At 41.6% G+C, this 19,456-nt stretch carries 10 protein-coding genes; all 10 read right to left on the reverse strand.

The features are described from left to right. Positions 1 to 41: 41 nt before the first annotated feature. The gene (locus VB073_RS14050; RefSeq protein ID WP_323404821.1) at positions 42 to 2,387 is read right to left on the reverse strand and encodes a PDZ domain-containing protein; all 2,346 of its coding nucleotides are present in this window, start codon (positions 2,385 to 2,387) and stop codon (positions 42 to 44) included. 8 nt (positions 2,388 to 2,395) lie between these two features. Further along, positions 2,396 to 3,250 (reverse strand): sugar phosphate isomerase/epimerase, encoded by an 855-nt coding sequence (locus VB073_RS14055; RefSeq protein ID WP_323404822.1) that lies wholly within the window; start codon positions 3,248 to 3,250, stop codon positions 2,396 to 2,398. 56 nt (positions 3,251 to 3,306) lie between these two features. Continuing rightward, positions 3,307 to 5,055, reverse strand: a complete 1,749-nt coding sequence (locus VB073_RS14060) for a glycosyl hydrolase family 32 (RefSeq protein ID WP_323404823.1) — start codon at positions 5,053 to 5,055, stop codon at positions 3,307 to 3,309. 99 nt (positions 5,056 to 5,154) lie between these two features. Next, positions 5,155 to 6,234 (reverse strand): DUF4838 domain-containing protein, encoded by a 1,080-nt coding sequence (locus VB073_RS14065; RefSeq protein WP_323404824.1) that lies wholly within the window; start codon positions 6,232 to 6,234, stop codon positions 5,155 to 5,157. Positions 6,235 to 6,283: 49 nt separating this feature from the next. Next, positions 6,284 to 9,853 carry a glycoside hydrolase family 2 TIM barrel-domain containing protein gene (locus VB073_RS14070; RefSeq protein ID WP_323404825.1) on the reverse strand — a complete coding sequence of 1,190 codons (3,570 nt, stop codon included), beginning with the start codon at positions 9,851 to 9,853 and terminating at the stop codon, positions 6,284 to 6,286. Positions 9,854 to 10,223: 370 nt separating this feature from the next. Next, complete coding sequence (locus VB073_RS14075; RefSeq protein WP_323404826.1) at positions 10,224 to 11,870, reverse strand: FAD-dependent oxidoreductase; 1,647 nt, start codon at positions 11,868 to 11,870, stop codon at positions 10,224 to 10,226. Between the two features lie 81 nt (positions 11,871 to 11,951). After that, positions 11,952 to 14,957 carry an FAD-dependent oxidoreductase gene (locus VB073_RS14080; protein WP_323404827.1) on the reverse strand — a complete coding sequence of 1,002 codons (3,006 nt, stop codon included), beginning with the start codon at positions 14,955 to 14,957 and terminating at the stop codon, positions 11,952 to 11,954. Between the two features lie 156 nt (positions 14,958 to 15,113). Next, on the reverse strand, positions 15,114 to 16,238 hold the full coding sequence (locus VB073_RS14085; RefSeq protein ID WP_323404828.1) for a DUF4998 domain-containing protein: 1,125 nt from the start codon (positions 16,236 to 16,238) through the stop codon (positions 15,114 to 15,116). 76 nt (positions 16,239 to 16,314) lie between these two features. After that, positions 16,315 to 17,493 carry a DUF5000 domain-containing lipoprotein gene (locus VB073_RS14090; protein ID WP_323404829.1) on the reverse strand — a complete coding sequence of 393 codons (1,179 nt, stop codon included), beginning with the start codon at positions 17,491 to 17,493 and terminating at the stop codon, positions 16,315 to 16,317. A 22-nt stretch (positions 17,494 to 17,515) separates the two neighbouring features. Next, positions 17,516 to 19,453 (reverse strand): RagB/SusD family nutrient uptake outer membrane protein, encoded by a 1,938-nt coding sequence (locus tag VB073_RS14095; RefSeq protein WP_323404830.1) that lies wholly within the window; start codon positions 19,451 to 19,453, stop codon positions 17,516 to 17,518. Positions 19,454 to 19,456: the final 3 nt, after the last annotated feature.

Consider the following 19,456-nt stretch of genomic DNA (forward strand, 5'->3'; position numbering starts at 1 on the left):
TGAATGTCTCTTATTTGGTTACGCTATAAGTTTTGAGGTGTTTATAGATTGAGTACCACTTCCTGCTCTTTCTGGTTTCTGCTGATGACAACTGCAAGCCTCTTTTTTTCCCTGGCCAGGATCTTTTTCATTCCATGGATATTTTCTACCGCAATTTTATTAATGCGGAGGATCACGTCATTCGGCTGAAGGTGGTTGTGGGCCGGGCTCTCTTTTCCTACCTCCACGACCCATACTCCCGATTCATTACTAAGGCCGGCAGCGGAACGTTCTCTCAGGGTGGTGATGTTCTTTACCTTCATCCCCCATACCTCCTGAATTTTTTGATTATTGCCGGCCGTCTGGATAAGTTCAGGTATGGGTGCCGGTTTTTTCAGAGCCTTCAGTCCCGGCGATATCACACCGAATTTATCCATATCGAAATTCTTAAATCCGACGGAGAAAGCAAAAGCACCTTCTTTTACACGGAAATCGCCATTCGCAGGATCAACAAATTCGATCTTCCCTGCTATGGAATGTATATCTGTTCCGTTAGCCTGCGCCTTGCTCAAAGACTCTTCATCAGGGAAAATATTATAATCGATCTCTTTTCCCCAGTAGTTTATCCCTATCGGGAAATATTCGGTCGATACGATATTCCGCACAAATATATCTTCGCTTTCAGGAAACCATACATGGGGATGGAAAGAATTGTTGATGATAATATTGTTCTCCACGATCCGATGAAATCCTTCACGGAGTTTCAGACCACCGTTCAGGCAGAGATTATTATAGATATGATAATTGCTGGATCCGTCATCGAGATCGATATCCCATCCGTGGTCACAACGGAAGCGGTTGTTACGGATAACAGTCGTCTTCACGGCATCCACCAGGATCAGTTCGGGATGATTGATCGTGATGTCTGTAAGCGTCGTATAATTGGGATGCCAGTAACGGTCACGTCCCCATGAATTGAACGATCCATGGTCACCGGTTTCCAGCACCGTGTTGAAGACATCGTTGTACTCGATGATATGCCCTCCCCACGTGCCTTCACTTATGTTGATGCCCGCACGGGGAAGATCATAGATGGTGTTGTGGCTGACTGTTATATTCTGTGACATTGATATCTGTACCCCGGCAATCTGTTTCTCCACTCTTCCCAATCCATACATGAGATTATCATACACCAGACAGTTGGCTGGATAATTGTTCGATTGGGGACCTGCTTCCCGATCCATTTCCTCCAGCGGAATAAATTTATTATATTCAAAGCTGGGAGAACGGACGGCATCGGGATCACCGACAAAGCATATCCCGTTTCCACCTGCAAAGGCGATATGACAACCCGAAACTTCATGATGTCGGTTATAGTTGCTAAAGAATATGGCGTTTCCTCCGACTCTGTTGAAGTAACATTTTTTGATGGAGCAGTGGTCTGCACCTTCCAGTAACATGGCTCCTCCCCTGTAAATGGACCAGTCGCTTCGTAGTAACGGTTCACGGGTTTCCATAAATGTCCGCATAGTGTGCCTCAACTCCAATCCTTCGATATGGACATATTCCACCGGTTGATTTTCATCGCCTCTCCATTCAAACAAGTGGGCTATCTGAGGGGTTTCAAACAGGGCATTGTTGATATCCATTCCCTGCGGAGGGTAAAAATAGAGCATCTTTTCTTCCTTCTCGTAGAACCATTCATTCACACTGTCCAACTCTTCAAATATGTTCTCCACAAAGCGGCGCTCAGCATGCATCCCCATCAGGCGGTTGTTCTGCCATCCACCTTCCAATTGCAATTCGTTATTGTCATTCTTCTCTTTTATGATCCAGTGATAACCTCCCCATTCATGCCGATGTAAGGCATGTATATATCCTCCGGCAGGATTAGTCCAGTTTTTCACCCTTTCAGGTTCCACCGCATCAGCGGCAATCCCGTTATAATAGGTGGCATCCGGATCATAATTGGGATAGCGTGCCATATGGCATAACTCCCCGTTTACAAATAACTGGTCAAAAATAAATTCTTTGTTAACAGGCGTTCTCACGATATTATTTCGGTAAGTTTCCCATTGTAAGCCCGATAATGGTTGAGCCCCGCTGATGATTACTTTCTCGCCTTTGTAAGGCTGTAAAGTTAGCGGGGCATTTTTTTTGCGGCTATCGTCTACACTAAAGACAACCGGTTTATCCAGACAATAAATCCCTTCCCGTACGTAAATCGTTACTCTCCTGTTTCTCTCTTGCCGGGCTGCCTCCTTTGCCTTGTCCAGCGTTGCAAAAGGTTGTTCAAGGCTACCGGGATTTTCATCATCCCCGGTAGACGAGACGTAATAGCATATCGTGTTATTACAGGAGTAAAACAGCAATAACAGGAACAGACTTAATACCGGAAGTACTTTCATCAGTTTTCTTATAGGATTTGTTCTGCCACCTGATTGAAATATTCTATCGATTTTTTTATCTGCGGCAGGTTGTTTTCCCAATCGGCTTCGTATTCGATGGTGAAATATCCTTTGAACTTTTGTCTCTTCAGTTCTTCCATCATCCCTTTCACGTTGAGAATACCCTGGCCCCATATTACATCCTCAAGAGTTTGTGCTTCTCCCTGCGGAGTGATGTCTTTGAAATGTAACGCGATAATCTTGCCGTCGAGTTGTTGCATCGAAGTGATAGGATCCAGTCCCATTCTTTTATAATGTCCCACGTCGACGCAAGCACCTAACAGACCGTCTCTGCCCCCTATGCTGCCCAGTAATATTTCCGGACTCCAGTAGGAGTGCTCACTGGGATGATTGTGCACAGCTACTTTGATCTTATTCTTTTTAGCCAGTTCTTCTACCACGTCCCAGTCTTCACGTGCCGGTTCGGCACTGATAAATTCCATTCCCATCTTTTTTGCAAATGCAAAGATAGGTTCCCATTCTTCTTTCCGGGCAGTCCATACCCCGGAAGAGATGATCGTTATGTTTCTGGCTGCGGCTTCTTCCTTCAATCTTTTCTGTTGATCATCGTTCATTTGATAACCAAATACCGCTTCTCCAAAACCCTCTCCAAGTCGTTGTCCGGGATAGATCTCAATAAACCGGATACCCAGTTCCTGTGTCTTGTCCAACGATTCCATCACTGTAAAAAGATGGAATGTATAGGATTGCATCGATAAGTGCCATCCCTGTTGCTCTGCTTTTGTCTTTGTACTGTCTTGTGTGCAACCTGTAATTGTTGCCATGCAGAGTAATACGATCACTGCCATTCTTGTTGTTTGCATATGTAAATTATTTTATATTTAAATATCTCTATGATGTTTTATACTATTTTATTTGTTCAGTAAGCATTTATTCCCTTATTGTCTATTATACCGTTGAACCCGGGGCCTCCGGCACCAACATATCCATAACTTGCCCCACTTTCATCCGGACTTACCCAAAAAGAATAGAGCTTGCCATTGGTTAAATTGAATCTAAAACGAACCGGTTTATTGGCCAGTCCGGACAGATCTGCTCCTGATTCCCATACTACTTTATATAAAGTTTTATCGGTATGGATGGGTTCGGATGTAAGTTGATCCATAACTATACCATTTTCATCCAATACTTCTACTAAAAGTTCACCTTCGGGACAGTCGGTATTGACGAATAAGAATTTTCCGGAAAAGGTTACTGGCCGGGTTAATAGGGTGCCCGGTTGTTTCCCGGTCTCCATGGAAGCAAATCCATCACGGCGAAGGGTAGCCATGCCAATGGCACCTCCCTCATACATTCCATGAGTTCCATCGGGGGCTATACCTGAATAGCCGCAATATGGAAACCAGAGTTTATCACCCATTACCAGGCACACTCCTTGTGGAATATTGATAAATGCCCTATCCCAATCACCATCACGATATGTGCCTTTTATGAAACTATTCCTGTCCGGCCTATACCAGTGAAAGCCATCACGACTGAATCCCAGTTTCATTTCGTTATATTTTGGTATTTTCCGTTTTTTTGCTATTTCATTCGAGGGACCGAGATGTATCTGGAAAGCTCCCAAAATAAGACTCTCGTAGGCAACGCCATGTAAACTATATAATTGGGCTTCATTCCCTATCTCCGGGTGGGGTTGATCCAATCTATCGGCATTTACCCAAAAAACAGCATCATTGAAATTCCCGGACTTTTCCAGAGTATCTCTTTCCACATAATACCTTGAACGATATAGTCTCTTTTCTATACGGGGAACATTGTGTTTAATGCTCATCACCCATATCTTACGGAAAGGATTATAGAAAAATGAACTATAATCATTCGACTTACCAAGCGGAATGCCTCTAGACCAGGATTTACCATCTGTTGATTTATGTATCGCATTTTCCCAAAGTGCATTGATGAATGGCACATTGGGATCATCAATTGGTTTAGGTTTTATCTGATCGATCCCCATGATATACCAATCGTTTCTGCGAGAAAGACTATCATATTGGAGCCAAAATGCATTTATATGGGCCACCGGTTTTTGTCCGGTCAATTCCAGATGCCAATCTGTAAGATTTTCGCTTACTGCGAATGTTAGCGGATTTTCATTTCCATTTGCATATTCTTTTCTGTAAACAGCTACGAATTGACGATTGACAAAATCGTAAAATACCCCTCCTTGTCGGAATGCAGCTTGAGTGATAATAGGATTGTTTTCATATTTGGTAGCCTGATGAAAAACCCTTTGAAGGTTAGTTTGTTCAATCAGGAAATCATCAACGAAGAGTTGTCTGCCAATATCGATAGGTATGACAGAAGGAGGGTTATCCAAATAGGGTACATCCATGGGTTCATTAGAAAAAGGATTTCCTGTTTTGGGCGGCCATACGTTTGGGAGAATAATACCGTTATACAGCAACTCATTTTGCTTGCTGGTTGAATAGTCTATTGAATAGGGAAAGGGTGGGGTAGCTCTCTCCGTTTTGGAACTATGCTCGTAAACCTGGTTCCGTCCAATTTCCCCAAAGGTCTTTAAATAAACCGGATCCTTCTGTTGCGCATGCAGAAAAAACAGGTTCAAAAGGGATAATTGTAGTATTGAAAAAAGAAGGATCTTCATATAATCCATCCGGTTTACTTTTTACAAAGAATCTATTTTATCACAATAATCATGTTCCCGGATGAGACCGGTTATCATGCTCGTTTGTTTTCTATCCTTTTATTCGTTTGATATATAGTTTTTTAGTCCTTCTCCATATTCTTCTAAAAAGGATGTATCACTGTAACGGTTAAAATAGGTACTGTCCATATAAACGCCGAAGCTTGTGACATGCTTTATACCGTATCGGGCATAAGTATCTATATCGGACAGGAATACCTCCTTATTCCATGGCAATTGTCTGGCGGGCTTCTGCCATCCGCTGAATAGGGATACATCCAGCCAATATTCCAATATTTGGGCAGTCCCTGACGGAAATACCTTTAAATTCTCTTCCAGATATTTGAGATAATCTCCATGGCTGATGTGACTATCTCCACGTTTTGCAGTAACATCCCGGATTGGTTTTTCCCAGGTTCGCTGGAACGGAGCGAACTCCAAAAATATACCTTCTTCCGGTTTGACTTTCACCGGCGCCTGAATGGTATTATGGTAAGCTAAATGAGCCAAAGAGACATTTTTACCGAACTCTTTCCGCAGTTCTTTTATCAGCCTGTTTTCCAATATCAGGGCTTGTTCACTGTCGGAATATTCTTTACAATGGCGACAAGAGCACATGGGGATACCATCATCAATCCAGTAAAAGAAACGGCCTGTAGTAGGAGTCAGAATGCGAGCATAGTTGATTGCGTTCCTGGAAACGGTTGCTAACGCCTCTTCCGAATGCACACAGAGGTTATAGTCTGCCATGCGCTTCCCCTCTTCATTCATCCTGAACATAGTCGAATCATCGGCAAAAAGTTCTCTGGGTAGAAGATCAGCCATCGCATGTAATTCATATTCCACCTCTATCCCATACTCCTTGCATTCTTTCAGGAACTGTTTTCCCCTCTCTGATAAGATAAATGATGCGACTTGGCGAGGTGTAATGTGCGCGGCAATAGTATTTATGCCGACTTCCCCGGCCTTTTTAGGCCAGGGATAAGTGCCCAGATCATTCACATCCAGAATAATACCTCTGGTCTGGAAATGACTTGCTTCTGATGGCTTATTGGAACAGGAATAAATTCCCGGAAACAATATCAGAAAGCAAATCAGTAGCCTGATAAATAGCCAGGGGTTGTTTCTTTCAATCATCATTACTGTTTTTAGGATTGGCAGGTTGAATAAATTAGGTAAATTGGCCCTGTTATTTCCCCTCCGGTTCAATACGGAATGAGAAGGAAACGGGGCTGTTTACCGGAATCATATACTTATCCAATGGACGCGGACCGCAGCTTGCATTCCCTAACCCTTGCTGTATACAATCGATATTGAGATAAATTTCCGGTTTTCGGATCTTATCCAGGTTGAAATCGTGTGTCGCTTCAACCAGTTCCTTGTCTCTGAAATGCAAGGCGCTGAAACTGAATTTATCTTTTGACGTTATCCTTAATCCGGTTCCTTGTGTATCTGTCAATGTCACCCAACGAATATCCTCGCGGTTACCCATGGTTTGCGTACGGACATAATGCTCGGCCTCCATCTCCTTCGGAGTGGTGTTGTATAATCCTACATAGGCCGATTGTATACGGTCGACGGCATTCTCGTGCGGGCCATAGCCATAATATTGTATGTTCTCAAAATCCTGAGGAAGCACGATCTGCAGACCGAGGCGACGGACGATATCGGCACGATCGGGTTTGGTGAAGTCGGCATCTACATCGATCACCCCGTTCGAATAAACAGTATATTTGACTGAATAATTGATCGTGACGGGATTCCTCCATTGAATATCGGCATTATTCATCACGAATAGGGTAACATATTTCCCGCTTTCGTCCACCTTGTAACTTACCATTGGACGACGGTAAGAGGTGGGATGATAAGCCTGATCGGTATATCGGTCGTTATCGATACTGCGATACCAGTTAAGCTGAAAACCGTTGTTTTCGTGAATCATTTCCTTTTCAGCGTACTTCAATGAGTGGAAGATGCCTGTTTGCATGTCGAACAGGGCGCTGAATCCTTCTCCGGAGATATGTAATTTGTTTTCCTGATCCACCTCTATCACTTCGATATTTGCCAGAGGAGCAGTATATACTGCTTTTATTCCGGGACGGGTATTGAGCGCAAATTGTTCGGTGGCTACAATATGGCCGGTATCTGCCCACCTTGTTTTCTCTTTCAACGTCAATCTGATATTCAGGAAATACTCCTTGTCGTTATTAAATCTTACCGAATAAGGTATTTTTACAGTCCCGGCACTTTTAGGCGCAACATCTATCGGGTCTATTTTTCCCGATTGAACGACGATTCCATTCTCCACAATATCCCAGGCAATATCGAATTCATTCAGGTTGGTAAAATCGTACCGGTTGTTAAACTTTACTTTGCCTTCGCTTATAGCGTCGGGAAGTATCCTGATGTATTGATATACCTTCTTCAACTCGATTAGTTTCGCGGTAACACGCCTGTCGGGAGTAACCAACCCGTCGGCACAGAAATTGCCGTCGTTGGGACGATCACCAAAATCACCTCCGTAGTAAAATTGATTGGCCGGCTTTCCAAACATGTTCAAGCCATGATCTGCCCATTCCCATATACATCCGCCGATCATACGGCTCGATTCATTTTCGATATAATCCCAATACTCGAACAGATTACCGGGAGCGTTACCCATGGCATGGGCGTATTCACATAAGAAGTAGGGCTTTTCCGTCTGTTCCCGGTCGAAACGGTTCATACGCGGAATATCGGGATACATGTGTGAATCGATATCGGCTGTACTGTTTTTACCTTCATAATGGACGGGACGTGTGGGTTCCAGTTCTTTTGCTTTTTGATACATCTTGTCGAAATTTGATCCGGAACCGCACTCATTGCCAAGTGACCAGAAAATAACCGAAGGATGGTTGCGGTCGCGTTGGATAACTCTGGTTATGCGATCAACAAATGCGGGAGCCCATGACTCTTTGTCGCTGATTGAATGGTTTCCATGACATTCCAGATCAGCTTCATCCATGATATACAGTCCGAAATAATCGAACATGGCATACATTTTCGGATCATTGGGATAGTGGCTGGTGCGTACAGTATTCACATTGTGTTGTTTCATCAAGAGGATATCCTGCATCATCGATTCAACATTCACCGCTTTCCCTAACTGGGGATGCTCGTCATGCCGGTTTACTCCGCGGAAGAATATCTGGCTGTTGTTGATATAGACCCGTTTGTTTTTGATCTCTATATTCCTGAATCCGAATTTGGAAGCCAGTACTTCGCTTACTTTCCCTTTTTCGTCTTTCAAACTTACGATAACGCTATACAAATTCGGTTTCTCGGCCGACCACAATTGAGGATTTTTTACCTCGGCTTCCAGGGAGGCTTTTTGTTCGACACCCCCTTTTAGCTTATCAATCGTTTTTGATAACGTAGCGGCATTCTCTCCAGATGGATCAATCAGCTGGATTTCAATAGAAGTTACGTTTGAAGCGGATTTAGCATAGTTTTTTACAAAAGCATCTGCCTTAAACTGTGCTTTTGAGTAATCATCGTTGGAAAAGACCGATGATAAATGATAATCTCGCACATGAAGTTTGGGAGCCGCGTATAGATATACATCACGATGAATACCGCTCAGGCGGAACATATCCTGGTCTTCAATATAGCTGGCATCCGTCCAGCGATATACCTCTACGGCAACCACATTTTCTCCGGGCTTTACATATTGGGTTACATTGAATTCCGCATCGTTATTGGCGCCTTCACTGTAACCTACTTTCTGACCGTTTATCCATACATAGAATCCACTGTAGACACCGTTGAAATGCAGAAAGATTTCTTTACCGTCCCAGTTCTCAGGAACGGTGAAATTACGGCGGTAAGAGCCTACGGGATTGGGTTCCTTTTCATTGGTATAACCTTTTTGCGGAAGGATTACCGATGGCTTGTTGGCAAACGGATAAGTGATATTGGTATAAATGGGAGTTCCATAGCCGTGCATCTCCCAGCTTGAAGGTACCGGAATTTCCTTCCAGGAAGAGACATCGTAATTCATTTTATAAAAATCCTGCGGACGTTCAGAGGGTTGTTTTACCCAATTGAATTTCCAATTGCCATTCAATAACAGGAAAAGCTCGGATTCTATCGGTTGTTCCCATGGTTTTTCAAAATAAGCACTTTTTTTCAGGCTTTCAATCGACGAGAAAGGAATATAAGTAACATGCCCCTCTTCCTTATTGACACCGAAAATTGCTTCGTTTTCCCATTCATGGTCTCCATGTATATTTTCCGGCGGCATTTTTTCATCAGTAGCTTTGAACTGAAAAAAAGAACTCTGACTCGCGGATAATTTCAGTACCGTACCTGCTTTTTCATTATCAAAAGCAATATTGGTTCCGTTCTTGCTTGATTTTATCTCGAAACCATTTCCTTTCTTTACCAAAATCCAATGTTGATTATCATTACTTTTGCTATAATCCCAAACAGAAAGTTTGTTCTCCCGTTCACGGGAAGCGCCTATATCGAAACTGGTAGATGTAAACGGATTATAAATAACATAGGCATCTCCATTTTTCACAAACCTCCAATATTGACCCTTGGAAGCCTTGGATTCCTTTTCCAGGTAAACATGAGAATGATTAGAGGGATCCACCCTGTTATCGAATACCAGTCCCGATGGACTGACTATTTTATATAAAACCGATTCTTTTAATTCCTGCGCATTCGACAAGAAGTATAAAGAGAAAAAAAGGAGGATAAGAGCTAGTTTTTTCATGTCCTTGTTTTTATTTATTTTATTTGCATAAAAGATGTCTCTCTGACAGATCGCGCATTTGTCTAAAATTATGTTACAAGCGACAAAGATAAAAAAACTTTATAACATTCTAAACCTGGTTGGCAAACTGGACATGATTATGAAGGATGGCAAACAGATTGTGATATTTATTTCTTAATTTGAATTTCCAAAATCTGTTTATCTTTTAATAAAGTATTTTGTAAAGCTACTCCTGAGCGGTATGAAAAGAAATAAATTCGACTCTCCATTAATCCGGTCTATGCTATTCGAACTGCAAAGCTACATCACTTCAGAGATATGAGCAAATATATATATTGCTAGTATTCAGTTGAATAATAAAAGTTGTCATTCAATGATTGACTAAAACCTGTTTTTTAGAAAGTAATACCTTTTCCAATTCGCTATAAGATACATCCTGCACGTCGATTTTGTGCTCTATCGCCATTACGGCAGCGGCGGCGGCTGATTGTCCGAGGATCATAAATACGGGTTCCATCCGGATCGAACCGAAAGCGATATGAGAGGATGACAGGCACACGGGTACGAGCAGGTTGGTGCATTCTCCTTTCCGGGGCACGATTGATCCATAAGAGATTTGGTAAGGTTTCTTGGGATGCACCCCTATATCTCCTTCATTTTGTACGTACCCTTCCACTGTTACATAACGCTGTACATTGTGAGAGTCCATGGTGTATGACCCCATGCCTATCGGATCAGGGACTGAAATTTTTCCGAGAACCTCATTCTCTGTAGTGACATACGCGCCAATCATTCTTCTTGCTTCCCGGATATACAACTGATGTGGCCAGTTCCCATTGTCGGTGAATTCATCCTTTGCCAATCCCCAGTTCTGCATTCTGTTTCTTATCTCTTCAGGTACACGTTGATCGGTCGATACGAAATATAATAATCCTTTTTGATAGTTTTCGTGTTCCTTGATAATCTCTTTCCGGCGTTCATATGATGCTTCGGGATAGTCGTAGTTCATCCCTATATAATCGGTACTGAAGGGACCATGGTTATTGGTATCTGTTTTCCTGTTAGGAATTATATCATATTTTGCAAACCATTCGTTCCATCCTGACTCGAAAACCCTTGCAAGAAGTTCATAATTGGAAGCGTCATACCCTTCTGGTTTTTCAAATGGCACGCTGTTTTCCGGATGGTTACTCATGCACAGTCTGAAACAATAGGCTTGGATCTTATCGTCGGCACTACAATTGGGTTGTATAGGTTGAACGGAAATGTAGGGGAGTAGGCCACTGGTAGAATCTCCCGGAATCACATAGGGATCAATTTGGGACTTGAAATAGTGGCCGTGATGGAATATACCTGCTTGAACACCGTTCCACTCTTCATTGTATTGAGAACATGGTTCTCTTCCTACGGTATAAGTGATACCTGCAGAGGCCATCAGATCACCCTCGTAGGTAGCATCGATAAAGATTTTCCCTTTAAACTTCTTACCTGAAAGAGTGGTAAGGGAAACAATCTTATTGTTATTGACTTCTACTCTAGTCTCCCTGTCGAGCCACTCGTCCCTGTAAACCGTGATATTGTTCTCCCTGATAAAGTCTTCAAATACCTTTTCAGCTACATGAGGCTCAAAAATCCACATGGTTCTGTTCTCCCCGTCCATGGCTACCGTACCTTGCCCCTTATTGCCATATTCCGAGTGTTTCTGCCATTTCCATGCTATGGAATCATTATAATGCAACCAAACACGATGATAGAATTCACGGGCCAACCCGCCGATAACCCCTTTATTACCGGTATCGGTGAATCCTAATCCTCCGGATGTGAGTCCCCCAAGGTGATTGTCGGGGGAGACAACGATGACACTTTTTCCTGATTGTATGATTTCTACGGCTGAAATTACAGCAGCGGAAGTACCGCCGTAAATGATTACATCTGCACTGAATTTATCCTTGCCACAGGATAAAAAGGAAAAAGAAGCAACCAAAAGGAGAAAGAAGGACTTAATCGTTTGTATCATATTGTTTTATTTATAACGTTAATATTTTTTAATGAAAGTGTGATTGATTCTTTTCATCTCTTTTTCTGCACATCAAAATTATCAAATACTTTTAATTAGCATTTTATGGGAGAATTGGGCGTAGTGCCCTTCTAATCCATTCGCATAACTTTTTAGAATGGTCTCTCCCAAATTGTCTTTATCTCCACAGGCAAAGAGCGCGTGAGCCAGGTGTATTTCCTTCAGGGCACTATTTCTTACAGTCGTGTCGTTAGTCGAAGGAATCACTTTTCTTCGGGCATCCCGATAGGATGAGAGATGGTGGTAACGCATCCCCGGATGCATTAACAGATTATAGAGGACCGGGACAGCATCTTTACTTTTTATCTCACCCAAAGCAGAAGCTACAGCCCTAAAATGAGAAAAAGTATTTTCTGGCTTTAAAAGTGCTGCTTTCTCAAGAATAACTGGAAGAGACGCTTTATCTTTAGATTTTCCCAATGCAAATAGTAAAGAATCCATACGGCTCATACTGGGTCCGAATTGTCCCATTCCCGTATAATTCCATCCGACATCCCATTTTTCGTTTTTCTTTATTTCGTCGGCTATCACATGAGCATAAGAATTGTCTCCCAACATGCATAGAACTGAGGCATATATAATCAAATCATTTTGCAAAGAGGTTAATTCTATCTCTTTTTTTATGGTTCGACGACATTTGTCATGATCGCTCAGCAATACTTCCAGTCCTTTATAGTTCTCTTTTATACTTTTGGCGGCTGTAGAGAACTCATTGTCACTATATCCTTTGAATGGTTTTTCTTTTAATATACGGTCGGGCAGGTTACCAATCTCTACAAGGTGCTTTTGAATTTTTTTGATGTTTATTTCTCTGAGAGACTTCTCTTCTTTTATGGCTGTTGCAGCGAGGTATCCTACAGAAAATCCTTGATTTTGCAAACACGACTGCATCCGGATGACCGGCATGGCATCGCGATCGGCACTTGCTCCTAACCCGGTCACAATAATTCCGTCCATCCCTTTTGGAAGTAATGCCCGTAGTGGTACATCCGCATCGTAAATTGTATGTCTTGCTTCGGGAGGAGATAGTATAAAGTAGGGGTCTACAATCATGCCGTGAGTATCAAAAGAACTCATGTGGTATGAAATCGTATCGGGATATCTACGTTTGCTTATTACATCATATACTGATACAGTGCATTCGCCGACCATTCGTCTCCTTTCCCTGGTCTGGGGAAGTTTTACCATGTCATAGTTCCCGGTAAGTTTTTTCTTGGCTTGTACATAAATACGACTTATATCCAAAACGTCGGAATCATCTATAAAAGCCCAGTCATTATTGTTATAGAAATCCCCAGGCTTCCACGAACCCATGCCCGCTCCCTGTACGGCTACATTCTCGCCGGTATAATTATAATCAGCCCCGGCAGCTATGGCCACATCAGCACTACCCGTACTGTCAATGACAATTTTTGACAAAATAACTCCTCTTCCATATGGGGTAGTGACAACGATTCCCGATACCTTATTATTTTTTACAAGAGCACCACATCCTAAAATACCAAACCATAAATCTCCACCAGCTTTTCTTAATTCTCTACGGAAGAATTCCTGCTTCCAATCGGACAAGTGGTCATTTTTCCAGTTCTTAAGCTGTCGTGGATGATCCAGGGGCGCCATAGCACGTACGCCATGGTCTACCTCCGATGAAAATCCCTCCCTATATCCGTCCCAATATCGTCCAATTAATCCCAGGGTCATGATACCACCCAGTCCATGCAGATATTCCAGGACCAAAGTCTTAACACCCTGACGGGCTGCAGATATTCCGGCAGGACCACCGGCTGTACCCCCACCCATGACAATTACATCGTAGCTGTCCAGGATCGGTAAGACATCATTTGGGGATGTTACAAACCCTTGGTGCAGCTCCTGACGAAGAGGACGTAATAGTTCTTTTATCTCACCCTTAGAATCTCCCTTTATGGCAGGATTATAAACTTTTAATTCACTATTTAACAGATTGTTTTTCAATGATAACGCAACGGTCTCACCTACAATAATTCCCAATGAAGTGCCATGTACCGGTCGCATGATTCTATTGGCTGTTTCATTCGGTATATCTGCCGAAGGTCCTAAAATCCATAGATTCTTTATCCCTTTAGGCTTTAATGCCTCAATAGGAATTTCCGCGACAGATGATACCTCTTTACTGACTCCTTTCTCGGAAAGGATAGAGACAAAAGGTACATATTCAAGAATGTCTGAACTGTCGCTTTGCTCCGGTGTCCATACTTTATCTCTGATTATTTGTTCAATATCCTGCACTATGGCATAGGAATCGTTTTCAACGTGCATCTGAAAAGAGTAACGTACTACGGGTAATTGTTTATTATTCACCGTAATGGAGTAAGATATTTTTTCTGCTTTGACATCAGGTATGGATTGAATTTCACTCCCGACGGTAACAAAATTGAATGTGTATTCCCTAGCTTTGAAATCAGTGAATTGTGCACCGGCAATTCGGGCGACAGAGGCTACATGAGTTGCATCAATAATTGCCTTGCAACGGATAGCCTGTCGCCCAGACCTGTTTGCAATCACTATTCCGGAAGGATTATTCGCCTGATCGACCAGAATATTAGTAACGTAGCTGCTATAAAGAAAATCGACATCATAGTCAATTAACTCATTTTCCAGTTCCGTTTTAATGTAAAGAGGTGTCGGATTTTTAGTCTGAAGAAACAGTCGTCGGCTTAGAGGATTATCGGGTTTCTCGTTTTCATTGCACACTATTTTAAATGAGCCGCATATATCATCTCCCAAATATGAGAGAGGTGCCACAAGAAATACTTTGCTTCCTGTTCGGGAAGCGGCGCCTGCTGCTGCTACCGCAGCGGAAGTCCCTCCCACAATCACGATATCCACGTCTTCAATTATCGGTATTTTCTTTTCTCCTTCCATGATATATCCTGAGTCCGGCTTTGTGGCAGAAGCAAAAATCTTATGGGCATTAGACATTTGTCCTGTCGCTGCCAATGTTCCTCCCAACGTTGTCAACTTGATAAAATCCCGTCGTGTTACCATTTCTTCTAATTTTTTTTTGTTTAGACAATTACATTTGTCGTATTAGCACAATATGGATCCTACTCGATTATTAAAATGGACCCCTATCAAGTCCTGTAAAAAGGGACAGGACTTGACAGGGTGAATTCTTCAATTCATAATCTGAATGGATATTGGTTAATTTAAATTTGCGATGGAATAAACCTCTAACTCAAATAAACGGACCTGGTTATCCGGATAATTAGAAACGAAGAGTCTTACCTTATCGGTGACAACCTCTTCAAAGGTCGCACCATAAGAATGATTAGTATTATTTGATACATCTACTAGGGTTATCCATTCACCATTCTTATTTATCTGGAACATAAAGTTTTTAATAGCCATATTGGGTGCGTCTCCACTTCCGTTATATGTCTTGAAACTCTGAATTGGATAGGACTCTCCTAAATCTACTTCAATCCAGTGTTCTCCGGTAGCTGAACTTACCCATCTGGAAGCACTTGAAATAATACCGTCAACCGCATTCGAACCCGGGTAACTGCTATTGAGCATGTCACTGACAGTTGCTTTCTTATTCAATACTACGTTTTTTGCTATTCTGACTTTTATCGGTTCGGCCATATTTGTATAAAAGGTATCAATAGCTGTTGCTTTAGGGACATACATTGTTTTGTAGGAGATCGATTTTGTAACATCAATGTCATCAAAAATTACTGGGTTCGCAAGTGTTTCACTTGGAATAAAAGAGTTTTTCAGATTGTTGTTTTTATCGGAATATGACATTTGTATTCCTACTTCATCTGAACTGATACTTCCCGACCATCTGATGGATAGTTTATTGTCCTCTTTTAAATCAATACTCCTGATAGGCCTGTTTGTCAATGAAGCCTGATAACGTTCTCCGTAGACACTCATTAAAGTCTCATATACGATCGAACGATGACCTTTGCTGTCGTAAGAGTATATAAAGAATGAATGATCACCCTCTTTAATTGTTCCATTCCCATCTCCAATAATTACTTCAATGGGATTTGTCGGATCGTGTGTGGGTACCTGTACCACGACTGAATCACGTCTTTGATTCCACAATAGATGTAGACTCTTAACACGAGGGTCGGTGATCCAATATTGGATGAGTACCCTCTCGTTCCCAGAGAATGATTTGAGTGAGTCAATACGTCCTACATAAATTTTCTCTCCGTCTTTCAAATAGATATCATGGATGTCATTCATATCGGAACATGCTGATACGAATATTATTAAGAGAAGAAGTAATCCTCTTGCCATATTTATTTTTTTCATATGATAATTTTTATTTTTCCGTGTTATTACAAATATAAAACTCAATTGTATAATTCAATCCGTTCTATAATCATTTTTATTTTGGATTACCCCAAATAGAGATCTCATTGATAAATGCCGCTGCCGAGTTACTCCATGTGGAATTAATCTTAAGACGCATATATCGGAATGAAGGAGCTTCCAGTGGAACTTCCCATTCTTCACCTCCCAGTAGATATTGCTCTTCTTCGGATGTGGGTGCTCCTCCTTCAATTGCTCCGGAAGGACGGATCGATTCGCAATCCATAATTTTCACCCAGCCGTCCCAGTTGTCCGGATCCGTTGTGGCTGCAGCATTACTTGTACCCCAGATTTCGAAAGTCCTTATATGATGGAGTTGATACATATAGTTTCTCCGGGTCCATAAGCGGAAGCGAGATAGTTTTGCCTCTATCCCCATGTCAAAACCAAAATAGATCTTTTCTTGCGCGACGTTCACATAATAGAGGTCATTATCAACATTGTATATATTATTCCACATTTTTGTCATCGCACCTCCATAACTGTGCAAAGTAAATTTGGAGGAAAGTCTTAGCGGAACAAATTTCGATTTATCTAATTCTGTCTCAAAAATAGGTGTCAATTGCGTATACAATGTGTCTGTATAATTGCTGTATATATCGCGAAAATAAAAGGCGAAGTCGATAGGTTTACTATCCAACCCCCGGATAGCCTTTTTCGCTGCCGCTTCCGAAGAATATATAGTCTCTATATATTTGTATTGACTATCAGTTTCATCTTTTATAAGTGCTTCGAGTACCAGATCTTCCCTTAAGGGATTTTCCCAGATAAGAGATACTCCTCCAAATGATTCAACTACATTCAATGATTGAAACACATCATATATGGGGGAATCTAATGGCTCAATTTCCACTGTCACAGGAGATGATTCGTTGTAACTCTTGTCCACCGTTAGTAGGGTGACCTGTTGTTTTTGTCCTTTTCCAAACCCCTTTAAAACAATATTGTTGGAATAGGCAGAACTTGACATCTCCTTTTTCTGACCGTTGCTGGTCGTATATAAAGCTTTGATATAAAGTAAATCATCCACTTCCGGTAAATCATAAGTCAAAATTGCTTTCCCGTGTAAATTTTGAACACTTACATTGCTCACCGGAGGAGGAGGAGTACTATGCACCGGATATTGACCTACATAATCCTCTTTACAGCATGTAAGTATAATTGATACTAAGAATAATATAAATATTTTTCTCATAATTCTGCTTTTTATTATATTGTTAATCCCAATGAGGGTTTTGCACTAAATTAATATTTTTGCGTAGTTCCGCTTCCCGAATAGGCCATAAATATTGTTTCGTGGTGAATTCATATTGGTTGTAGGTGGTGATAGTGTAGTATGTTTCCAATGAATTGCCGTTTGCATTCCATCCTCTTTCGGGCCTGTTGTAGGAAATGTAGGCTAATTTCCAGCGCCTTATATCCCAGAATCTTTTGCTTTCGAAACATAATTCGATCATTCGTTCCTGACGGATAATTTCCCTCATACCGGATTTATTAAGCGGTTTGTTCGGTATATTAGAATAGTCTCTCCAACTCTCAATGACACCTTTTAACCCAGCCCTCTCCCGGATCAAATCTACATAGTGATATACTTCTGGAGAGGGAGCGTCTAAAGATTCATTCAACACTTCCGCATACATCAGGTATAAATCAGCCAATCTCATAATAGGATAAGTGTATCTGGTTGTCGTCATAGTTCCAGTAGTTGTTGTGGAGGTTTCGAAACTTGTTGCCTTCTTTATATAATAACCAGACCTGGAAAAACGGATATCTCCACTTTTGCCACTCATTTCGCCCGCTTTCATTTTCATGATCCAGGGAGTCTCCGTATCACTGCCTTGTCCGACATCTTTCGTTCTGCCATTCCCAAACCAATATCCCGTATCAAACCCAAGATTGGCATAAAATCTCGGTTCTCGATATGTATTCAATTTAGCTGTCGTAAGTCCCTCTTTGATATAATAGTAGTGATCATTTTCTAATGTAGTGGTTTCATAACGACCATTGTAATCATAGGAAATATCTTCATTGATAGGCACTCCGTTTTGAGAATAAAAAAGTTCAGCCATTGAAAAATCGGCATATAACTCACCTGAGGGTCCAGAGCCTAACCTATCTTCAATCTTCATAAATGGAAGCGCTCTTTTCTGAAGTTCTACCGTCGTATTCACAGGATTACCCCAAATTAATTCTTCGTTCCATTTAATGGATGCAACTCCCCTAATACTCATTGAGCGTTGGGTTTCTTCTGAAAGTTGGAAACGAGTGTCGTTAAAGGTAAAAAGTCGGATACCGGCTTCCTCACAAACCTTAATGGCATCTTTGCATGCTTCTGCCGCTCTTGTCCATTTCCCCGGGTCTTCCTGGGTGTTAAACAGTTTTATGCCTCTGTTGTCAACCAACGTGCTGTAATCCTCATTTCCATTGAATAATGGGCTGGCGGCCATTGTTAAAACCTCTGCCTTTAAAGTAGATGCTATAGGTTTCGTGATTCTACCTAATTCAGATGCGATATTGATAACATTTAAAGGAAGTACTTCGATGCTTTGGTCTAATAGTTCCACAATATAATCCACGCACTCGTCGAAGGGATCCCTATATACTTTCACTCCATCAATTCCTGTAGCGATGGGTAGATTTTCTTTGACCAAAGGAATCGGTCCATACATACGTAATAAATAATAGTGATAATAGGCTTTAAAGAATGTAACCTCTGCAATCCATCGTTCTCTCTCATCATCAGGAAGGTCCGGTCCTACGTTGTCAATGTTTTCAAAGAATATATTACAATCCCGCAGCGCCCTGAAAAGTCCGCGTCCTCTTTCTCTGCCTTCCCAATAATTCAGCATTGGCTCGTTAGTATTTTGATGTCCAAGTTTAATACGGTTGCCTAAATAACCAACTGACGAGATAGAATAAGCATCTTCCACTACACCATATTCATCACTGGCTAAAATGGCAGGATCAGCAGCGATATCGCCAATACGAGGCATATATGAATAGATAGTGGTTAAGAAACGTTCCGCACTTACCCTGTCGGTAAAAGCATGCTCTATCGTTGGTACGTTATCAGGAACAATATCCAGATAATCGTCGCAAGTAGAGTATACGAAAATCATTATCAATAATATAATTGTATTCTTTATCTTTTTCATGAT

Origin of the sequence: Proteiniphilum sp., assembly GCF_034927365.1 — a bacterium.
GTDB lineage: Bacteria > Bacteroidota > Bacteroidia > Bacteroidales > Dysgonomonadaceae > Proteiniphilum.

What these genes read in the sequence shown, in the direction of transcription:
- VB073_RS14065 (WP_323404824.1), bottom strand. Translation starts at nt 6,234, where the DNA reads ATGATGATTGAAAGAAACAACCCCTGGCTATTTATCAGGCTACTGATT.
- VB073_RS14095 (WP_323404830.1), bottom strand. Translation starts at nt 19,453, where the DNA reads ATGAAAAAGATAAAGAATACAATTATATTATTGATAATGATTTTCGTA.
- VB073_RS14050 (WP_323404821.1), bottom strand. Translation starts at nt 2,387, where the DNA reads ATGAAAGTACTTCCGGTATTAAGTCTGTTCCTGTTATTGCTGTTTTAC.
- VB073_RS14060 (WP_323404823.1), bottom strand. Translation starts at nt 5,055, where the DNA reads ATGAAGATCCTTCTTTTTTCAATACTACAATTATCCCTTTTGAACCTG.
- VB073_RS14085 (WP_323404828.1), bottom strand. Translation starts at nt 16,238, where the DNA reads ATGAAAAAAATAAATATGGCAAGAGGATTACTTCTTCTCTTAATAATA.
- VB073_RS14075 (WP_323404826.1), bottom strand. Translation starts at nt 11,870, where the DNA reads ATGATACAAACGATTAAGTCCTTCTTTCTCCTTTTGGTTGCTTCTTTT.
- VB073_RS14070 (WP_323404825.1), bottom strand. Translation starts at nt 9,853, where the DNA reads ATGAAAAAACTAGCTCTTATCCTCCTTTTTTTCTCTTTATACTTCTTG.
- VB073_RS14055 (WP_323404822.1), bottom strand. Translation starts at nt 3,250, where the DNA reads ATGCAAACAACAAGAATGGCAGTGATCGTATTACTCTGCATGGCAACA.
- VB073_RS14090 (WP_323404829.1), bottom strand. Translation starts at nt 17,493, where the DNA reads ATGAGAAAAATATTTATATTATTCTTAGTATCAATTATACTTACATGC.
- VB073_RS14080 (WP_323404827.1), bottom strand. Translation starts at nt 14,957, where the DNA reads ATGGTAACACGACGGGATTTTATCAAGTTGACAACGTTGGGAGGAACA.